The 7411-nt window shown below is 64.8% G+C and carries 9 protein-coding genes; 3 read left to right on the forward strand and 6 right to left on the reverse strand.

Annotated features, from left to right (window positions below; translation table 11 throughout):
* The first annotated feature begins 188 nt into the window (after nucleotides 1–188).
* Nucleotides 189–1832 (forward strand): Na+/H+ antiporter, encoded by a 1644-nt coding sequence (locus ACVOKO_RS03380; protein WP_346497277.1) that lies wholly within the window; start codon nucleotides 189–191, stop codon nucleotides 1830–1832.
* 253 nt (nucleotides 1833–2085) lie between these two features.
* Here the strand turns inward: ACVOKO_RS03380 and ACVOKO_RS03385 are convergent, their stop codons facing one another.
* Entirely contained in the window at nucleotides 2086–2334 is a 249-nt protein-coding gene (locus tag ACVOKO_RS03385) for a DUF3297 family protein (RefSeq protein ID WP_346497279.1), read from the reverse strand.
* Nucleotides 2335–2463: 129 nt separating this feature from the next.
* Here ACVOKO_RS03385 and ACVOKO_RS03390 point away from each other — a divergent pair, with 129 nt between their 5' ends.
* Entirely contained in the window at nucleotides 2464–3006 is a 543-nt protein-coding gene (locus ACVOKO_RS03390; protein ID WP_346497281.1) for a DUF6630 family protein, read from the forward strand.
* Between the two features lie 233 nt (nucleotides 3007–3239).
* On the opposite strand, the gene ACVOKO_RS03395 is transcribed toward ACVOKO_RS03390, so the two are convergent.
* The 5 genes from ACVOKO_RS03395 to msrB all read right to left on the reverse strand — a co-directional run bounded on the left by ACVOKO_RS03395 (nucleotide 3240) and on the right by msrB (nucleotide 6805).
* The gene (locus ACVOKO_RS03395) at nucleotides 3240–3518 is read right to left on the reverse strand and encodes a DUF4031 domain-containing protein (protein ID WP_346497283.1); all 279 of its coding nucleotides are present in this window, start codon (nucleotides 3516–3518) and stop codon (nucleotides 3240–3242) included.
* A 13-nt stretch (nucleotides 3519–3531) separates the two neighbouring features.
* Nucleotides 3532–4011 (reverse strand): hypothetical protein, encoded by a 480-nt coding sequence (locus ACVOKO_RS03400; protein ID WP_346497285.1) that lies wholly within the window; start codon nucleotides 4009–4011, stop codon nucleotides 3532–3534.
* A gap of 275 nt (nucleotides 4012–4286) precedes the next feature.
* Nucleotides 4287–5228 (reverse strand): flagellar motor protein MotB, encoded by a 942-nt coding sequence (gene motB / locus ACVOKO_RS03405; protein WP_346497287.1) that lies wholly within the window; start codon nucleotides 5226–5228, stop codon nucleotides 4287–4289.
* Nucleotides 5229–5240: 12 nt separating this feature from the next.
* The gene (motA, locus tag ACVOKO_RS03410) at nucleotides 5241–6095 is read right to left on the reverse strand and encodes a flagellar motor stator protein MotA (protein ID WP_346497289.1); all 855 of its coding nucleotides are present in this window, start codon (nucleotides 6093–6095) and stop codon (nucleotides 5241–5243) included.
* A 242-nt stretch (nucleotides 6096–6337) separates the two neighbouring features.
* Entirely contained in the window at nucleotides 6338–6805 is a 468-nt protein-coding gene (msrB, locus tag ACVOKO_RS03415) for a peptide-methionine (R)-S-oxide reductase MsrB (protein ID WP_346497290.1), read from the reverse strand.
* Nucleotides 6806–6927: 122 nt separating this feature from the next.
* On the opposite strand from msrB, the gene ACVOKO_RS03420 reads away from it, so the two are divergent.
* Entirely contained in the window at nucleotides 6928–7311 is a 384-nt protein-coding gene (locus tag ACVOKO_RS03420) for a classical arabinogalactan protein 4 (protein ID WP_346497292.1), read from the forward strand.
* Nucleotides 7312–7411: the final 100 nt, after the last annotated feature.

Raw genomic sequence — 7411 nt, forward strand, 5'->3', positions numbered from 1 at the left:
CCGACCAAGCTGCGTGGCTGGCGCTGGCCGATGCGGCCGCCGCCAGCCACGGCTTTCATGCATCTGCGCGTAATAAGCAACAGCAGCGACACCAGCAACATCGGATTGCTGTGGTAATTTCCCGGTATTCATCCGCCACTGCCAGTGTCGGCAGCCTGCTGTCGTGGTAGTGATTCCGTGGAACGGGCATGCACACGATTGAAGTTGTTCTGGCGATGCTGGTGGCGGTTGTCGCCAGTGGCTATCTGGTAAGAATCCTCCCCTTCTCATTGCCGTTGCCACTGGTGCAGATCGGCTTGGGCGCGCTGATTGCGGGCGTGTTCAATCGCGGGCACGCGCTTGAGCCGGATATGTTCTTCCTGCTGTTCCTGCCGCCGCTGCTGTTCCTCGATGGCTGGCGCATTCCCAAGCAGGGCCTGTTCCGCGACAAGGGCGCCATCCTGGAACTGGCGTTCGGCCTGGTGGTGTTCACCGTGGTCGGCGCCGGCCTGCTGATCCACTGGATGATTCCATCGATGCCGCTGGCCGTGGCCTTCGCGCTGGCGGCGATCATCTCGCCCACCGACCCGGTGGCGGTCAGCGCCATCGCCTCGCGCGCGCCGATTCCCAAGCGGCTGATGCACATCCTGGAAGGCGAGTCCCTGTTGAACGACGCCTCGGGCCTGGTCTGCTTCCGCTTTGCGGTGGCGGCAGTGATGACCGGTACGTTCTCGCTGGCCCAGGCCTCGCTGACCTTCCTGTGGGTGGCTCTGGCCGGCCTGATCATCGGCGTGGCGGTGACCTGGGGCGTGTCCACCTTCCAGCGCTGGCTGTGGCGCAGCTTCGGCGAAGAGCCCGGCGCTGCCTTGCTGGTGAACCTGCTGATCCCGTTCGCGGCCTACCTGTTGGCCGAAGAACTGCATGCATCGGGCATCCTGGCGGCAGTGGCGGCAGGCGTGACCATGAGTTACGTGGAGTTGACCGGCCGCATCAGCGGCAGCATGCGCGTGCAGCGCAACGCGGTCTGGAACATGGTGCAGTTCAGTTTCAACGGCATCATCTTCGTGCTGCTGGGCGAGCAGTTGCCGGGCATCGTCGAGCGTGCGATCCAGACGATGTCGGCTACCGGCCACCACAGCGCCTGGTGGCTGCTGGTGTACGTGCTGGCGATCAATGCGGTGCTGGTGGTGCTGCGGCTGGTCTGGGTGTGGCTGTCGCTGCGCTGGAACCTGCTCCGGGCGCGGATGCGTGGCGAGAAGGGAACCAGTACCTCGTGGCGGGTGGTGCTGGCGATGTCGGTGGCCGGTGTACGCGGCGCCATCACCCTGGCCGGTGTGTTGACCTTGCCGCTGATGGTCCCCGGTGGCGAACCGTTCCCGGCGCGTGACCTGGTGATCTTCCTTGCCGCGGCAGTGATCCTGGTATCGCTGGTGGGCGCCAGCCTGATGTTGCCGCGCCTGCTCAAGGGCCTGGAGCTGCCCAAGGACGATGACAGCCGGCGCGAAGAGGATCTGGCCCGCAGATCGTCCTCCAAGGCGGCGTTGGCGGCTGTGGAAAAGGCCCGCCAGGAATTGGTGCAGGGGCAATCCACCACGGCGGTGCAGCTGCTCAACGATGCGGCGGCAAGGGTGAGCCTGCTGTACCAGCGCAATCTGGAAAAAGGCCAGGGCCCGGACGAAGACCCGGAACAGGTGCGGCGCATGGAGCAGGCGTATCGCAGCCTGCGCACGGCCGGCTTGAATGCCGAGCGTGAGGAGTTGTTCCGGCTGACCCGGCGCGGGCAGGTATCCGATGAGATCGCGCGCAAGCTGATCCGCAATCTGGATTTGCTGGAGACCCGGCAAAGGGATTGAGGGGTGTGTTGTGGGGTTTGCTTGCCAGGGGCTTCCCCTCACCCCAACCCCCGCTCCGCGCCCCGGTCCTTGCGCTGGCGCAAGGCCGTTCAAGGAGCAGCGAACCAGTGGTTCGCAAGCTGCTCCTTTCACCCCGCAAGCGGGAGAGGGGCTAGTGCGCTACGAGCCGCCACAATCCGAGCCCCTCTCCCGTTCACGGGAGAGGGGTTGGGGTGAGGGCAGGCTCCTAGCTAGCCATGCAGGCTTTCAAGCTTTAAACGTTCTTCAACTCAAGAAAATACGGCTCAACCGTACCCTTGATCTTCAGCGTCATCGGGTTGCCACGGCGGTCGCGGGCCTTGCCGGCCTGTACGCGGATCCAGCCTTCCTGCACGGAATACTCTTCCACGTCATCGCGCTCGACGCCGTTGAAACGGACGCCAACACCACGCTGCAGGGCTTCAGCATTGTGGAACGGGCTCTGCGGGTTGATCGCCAGATGATCGGGAGGGGTATCGCTCATATCAGTGCTTCAGTGAAGGCCACCGTGGCCCTCTTCGGGGCGCAAGGATACCCGCTGTGACGCGCCAAGGCTTTCGCTGGCGCGCCGCTGGCCGCAGAATGCGCGGCATTACGTAGTGGAAACCGCCTCATGCCTGACAACAGCGCCGATTACGAAGACTCTGACGAACTGCAACCGGACTTCGACGAAGACGACCATCCGGCGCGGGTCTGGAACCTGCTGTGGCTGATCAATCCCGGTGACGAAGACGCCGCGCTGGCGCAGTTCGACGCCTGGCGTGAAGCGCGCGCCGGCGCCGAGGAAGATTCCAGCGACGAGCAATGGCTGTGGGACCTGAAGGATGCCATCGACTGGCGTTCAGGTTTCTACGTGGACTGGAAGGACACCGATTCCTTTGTCGCCGCGCTGAACGAAATGGCCGTGCGCTGGAACCTGGACATTGCCTGGGGGGGCGACTTCGATGACGAAGACTTCACCGCCGACCTGGACGTGCCCATGCTGATGACCACCGCCCATGACCGCCTGCGTGAGCACGGTTACACGGTGTGGAACTGGAATACCGGTGAAGACGCCTACGCCGGCTGGGTGGCCCTGAGCCGTGACGACGAAGCGATGCTGGCGCTGTGCTCGTTGCTGGGCGTGGAAGTGCGCCCCGGCAGCGACCCGTTCTAAGCCCGCAGCCCCTGTAGAGCCGAGCCATGCTCGGCTGGGGCGTTACCAGTAGCGTCCATGTGTAGAGCCGAGCCATGCTCGGCTGGGGCATTACCAGTAGTGTCCATGTGTAGTGCCGAGCCATGCTCGGCTGGGGCAGTACTAGTAGAGCTGCTGCCGAGCATGGCTCGGCTCTACATATCAGGTTTGCCGGTAAAGCCCCTTGCCGAGCATGGCTCGGCACTACGCTGCACTTATTCCGGCTGGTACAGCGCCCGCGCATTGGCAATCACGCGCCGCACCAGTGTGCGATCGGTATGCCGCGATATCGCCTGTGCGCCCAGCACGATGGCCTGCGCATGCAGCGGCGCCGGCACGTCGTAGTGCACGCCGCTGGGGCGGTTCTGGAACGCCCTGCGGGGGATCCCGAGCTGCTGCGCCAGCGCATGCAGCTCGGGCAAGGTGTCGGCCATCAGATGCGCCCAGCGCTCGCCGCGCCAGGGATGTACCGCATCGTCGATATAGACCGTCACGTTCGGCCCTGGATCAGGCCTTGGGCTTGCCGTCGGCGTCGACTTCAGCGTCCGGCACTTCTTCGGCAATGGCGATGGCGTCGTCAGCCACTTCCGTGGCCTCTTCGCCTTCGATGCCTTCAAACTCGGAAACCAGGTTTGCCAGGTAGTCGTCGGCGGTCTTGCCTTCGTCGGCGGCCAGGTCGTCGATCATCTGCTGCAGCGCTGCGGAGTACTCCAGGGTGACCTTGCGGCCTTCCTTTTCCTGCACATTGGCCAGGTGCTTGAGCATGGCCAGCATCGGCACCGGGTTGTCGGCATTGCCCATGGTCTGGCCGCCGATGGACAGCAGCCATTCGGTGCCCTGCAGGCCGATGGCGGCCACGACCTGACCTTCTTCATTCACCAGCACAGCGTGGTTCTGCACCTGCTGCTGGCTGTTGAGACGGGCGAATGGACGGCGCGGGGCCTGCTTCTTGCGCTTGTCGCGCTTGGCTTTGGAGAGCTTGGACATGGGATTCGGCTAGTGGAAAACGATGCCTATTGTAGGCGCCAAGCCGGTTTGGCGTTTGCTGGGGCTGGGCAGGGAGGTTTCATCCTGTGGGGTGAATGCTGGAATCACCCCTCCCCAACCCTCCCCTTCGCTGCGCGAAAGGGAGGGGGCTGTTCGTGCAGCCCGGCGAAATCTGGGCGCAGGCCCGCTTTCGCCCCCTCCCTTTGGCCGCAGGCCAAGGGGAGGGCTGGGGAGGGGTAGCTTCAGGTCTCCGATCGCCGAGAGAGCAACAGCCCTCACTCCACCGCCGAAGGCACCCCATCCACTTCCAGCTCTGCTGACGCAGTGGGCGGCAAGGCCAGCGTGGCGGTCTCATTGAGCGCCGCGGCCTCGGCCTCCTTGGTCATCACCACGATGCTGATGCGGCGGTTGATCGGGTTCTGCGGGTTGATCTTGTCGAACAGCACCGAGGAGGCCAGGCCGACCACGCGCGCCACTTTGATCTCCTCCATGCCACCTTCCAGCAGGGTGCGTCGCGCGGCGTTGGCGCGGTCGGCACTGAGCTCCCAGTTGCCGTAGCCGAGCTGGGTGGAATAGGCGGTGGTGTCGGTGTGGCCAGTGATGCTGATGTGGTTGGGCACCTGGTTGATGAAGTGCGACAGCTCCAGCAGGATCGTCTTGGTATACGGCATCAGGCGCGCGCTGCCGAGGTCGAACATCGGCCGGTTCTGCTTGTCCACGATCTGGATGCGCAGGCCTTCAGGGGTGATGTCCAGCAGCAGCTGGTCCTTGAACGGCTCCAGCGCCTGGCTCTTGCTGATCGCTTCCTGCAGCTCCTGCTTCAGTGCCTCCAGTCGTTGCCGGTCGCGCTCGCGTTCCTGCACCGGCGTCGGCACCGCTTCCTGCTTGTTCTGGAACGGGTCATTGCTGGTGCCGCGCGACACATCGGTGGCGCCGCCGAGTTTGATCATCGAGGTACTGGCGCCGCCGGGGCCGGCCATGCCGGGTGCAGGCGTACTGCTGCTGCCAGCCAGTGGGCTGGGGTTGCGGAAGTATTCGGAGATCGCCGCGCGCTCGGGCTTGGTGGTGGCGGCCATCAGCCACAGCACCAGGAAGAAGGCCATCATCGCGGTGACGAAGTCGGCGTAGGCCACTTTCCACGAACCGCCGTGGTGGCCGCCGCCCTGGACTTTCTTCACCCGGCGCACGATCACCGTGGGTTTGGTGTTCTCGGTCATATGCGTGGCGCCTTACTTGACCGACTTCAGATGCTGTTCGAACTCGCTGAAGCCCGGGCGCAATGCCGACGGCACGGTCTTGCGGGCAAATTCCAGCGCGATCTTCGGGTTGTAGCCGCGCAGGCAGGCCAGCAGCGCGGTCTTCACCGATTCGTAGATGCGTGCGTCCTGTTCGGCGCGCGCTTCCACCGCCGCGGCCAGCGGGCCGATGAAGCCATAGCCGAGCAGGATGCCGAGGAAGGTACCAACCAGCGCACCGGCCACGTGCGCACCCACTTCCTTGATGTCACCACCGATGGCACCCATCGTGATGACGATGCCCAGCACCGCGGCGACGATGCCGAAACCGGGCAGGCCATCGGCCACCTTGTTGAGCACGTGGGCCGGTTCCAGCGCCTCGTGGTGGTGCTTTTCCAGCTCCAGTTCCAGCAGCGGTTCCAGCTCATGCGGCTCGATGTTGGAGCCGATCATCAGGCGCAGGCAGTCGGTGATGAAGTCCAGCAGGTGATGGTCGGCCAGCACCTTTGGGTAGTTGGCGAACACCGCGCTGTCCTGTGGGTTCTCGACATGCTCTTCCAGCGCCATGAAGCCTTCGCGGCGCGCCTTGTTGAGCAGTTCGTAGAGCAGGCTGAGCACGTCCAGATAGTCCTGGCGCTTGTACTGCGGGCCCTTGAACACGCTGACGGTGGCGCGCAGGGTCTGCTTGACGGTCTTGAGCGGCGTACCGATCAGGAACGCACCCAGCGCCGCGCCGCCGATGATGACCAGCTCGTAGGGTTGCCATAGCGCGGCCAGGCGGCCGTGCGCACCGACGTAACCGCCCAGGACAGCGAAGATGACAATGAGCAGGCCGACGATGATGAGCATGGGGAACAGACGCGGGGATGGGGATATCCCGTTGTCGGCCGTCAGAGCAGAATCTGTAGAGCCCTGCCTTGTTTGGCGGATTCAGCAACCTGCCCTTGTAGAGCCGAGCCATGCTCGGCTGAGGCTCTACCGGTAAAGCTTCTGCCGAGCATGGCTCGGCACTACAACGGTAAAGCCCCTGCCGAGCACGGCTCGGCACTACGGCGGTAAAGCTTCTGTCGAGCATGGCTCGGCACTACGGGCTAGGCCGCTGGCTGTGCCTCGGCACCGCCGCGCTGCAGCGGGTCAGGGTAGGGCTGGCCGTTCTCTACGAAACCCAGCGATACCGAGTTCAGGCAATGCCGTTCAAAGGTCGGCGGTGGGCCGTCCGGGAATACATGGCCCAGATGGCTGCCACAGCGGGCACAGACGATCTCGGTGCGGATCATGCCGTGGCTGATGTCGCGGATCTCGCGCACATGCGCCGGGTCGAAGGGGGCGAAGAAGCTTGGCCAGCCAGTGCCCGAATCAAACTTGGTGCTGGAACGGAACAGCGGCAGGGCACACATCCGGCAGCAGTACACGCCGTCACGTTTGTTATCCAGGAATACGCCGCAGAACGGTGCCTCGGTGCCGTGCTGTAACAGTACGCGCTGCTCCTCGGCGCTGAGGCCGGCAACAAGGGCGTCGCGCTGGGCGGGGCTGGGAGGGCTGAGGTCGAAAGCGGTCATGGCGCGGAATCCGTGGGGCAGGTATCAATGGTAGGGGCGGGCCGGCGCCAGTCCAAGGGCGCATTCATCGCCGCGCAAGCTGTGCCGGCGCATGCTTCTACGTGCAACAACAGGAGGGGCCGATGAAACGGGCGTTGTATCTGGTGATGGCATTGCTGGTGGCCTGGCCGCTGGTGCTGCAGGCACAGCTGAAGCAGCCACCGGCACCGACGGCGACGCGCCCGGTGACCTTGCCGCCACCGCAGCTGCCGCCATCCACGCCGCGGGAGCCGCAGGGGGTGCGTCCGCCGTCGGTCAAGCCGCCCAAACCGGCTCCGAAGGTGAAGCCGATCGTGCAGCCGGCGCAGCCTGCGCGGCCGATCTACGACAGCAAGGGCCAGCCGGCGCCGCATATGCGCCAGACCAGCCCGGGCCGGGTGCTGGATACGCGTACCAATCGCTATTACGACACGGTGCCCAGCGGCGTGGGCCAGCAGGTGGTGCCGCCGCCGGCAGGCACGCACTGACCCTGTAGTGCCGAGCCATACTCGGCAGGCGTTTGGCCGTGTAGTGCCGAGCCATGCTCGGCTGGGGCATTACCGGTAAGGCTTCTGCCGAGCATGGCTC

It is taken from the genome of Stenotrophomonas sp. STEN240, assembly GCF_056756175.1.

Bases quoted from the DNA above. Each gene is read 5' to 3' on its own strand.
- ACVOKO_RS03385 (WP_346497279.1), bottom strand. From the start codon at position 2,334: ATGAGCGATACCCCTCCCGATCATCTGGCGATCAACCCGCAGAGCCCG.
- ACVOKO_RS03420 (WP_346497292.1), top strand. From the start codon at position 6,928: ATGAAACGGGCGTTGTATCTGGTGATGGCATTGCTGGTGGCCTGGCCG.
- ACVOKO_RS03380 (WP_346497277.1), top strand. From the start codon at position 189: ATGCACACGATTGAAGTTGTTCTGGCGATGCTGGTGGCGGTTGTCGCC.
- ACVOKO_RS03390 (WP_346497281.1), top strand. From the start codon at position 2,464: ATGCCTGACAACAGCGCCGATTACGAAGACTCTGACGAACTGCAACCG.
- msrB (WP_346497290.1), bottom strand. From the start codon at position 6,805: ATGACCGCTTTCGACCTCAGCCCTCCCAGCCCCGCCCAGCGCGACGCC.
- motB (WP_346497287.1), bottom strand. From the start codon at position 5,228: ATGACCGAGAACACCAAACCCACGGTGATCGTGCGCCGGGTGAAGAAA.
- motA (WP_346497289.1), bottom strand. From the start codon at position 6,095: ATGCTCATCATCGTCGGCCTGCTCATTGTCATCTTCGCTGTCCTGGGC.
- ACVOKO_RS03400 (WP_346497285.1), bottom strand. From the start codon at position 4,011: ATGTCCAAGCTCTCCAAAGCCAAGCGCGACAAGCGCAAGAAGCAGGCC.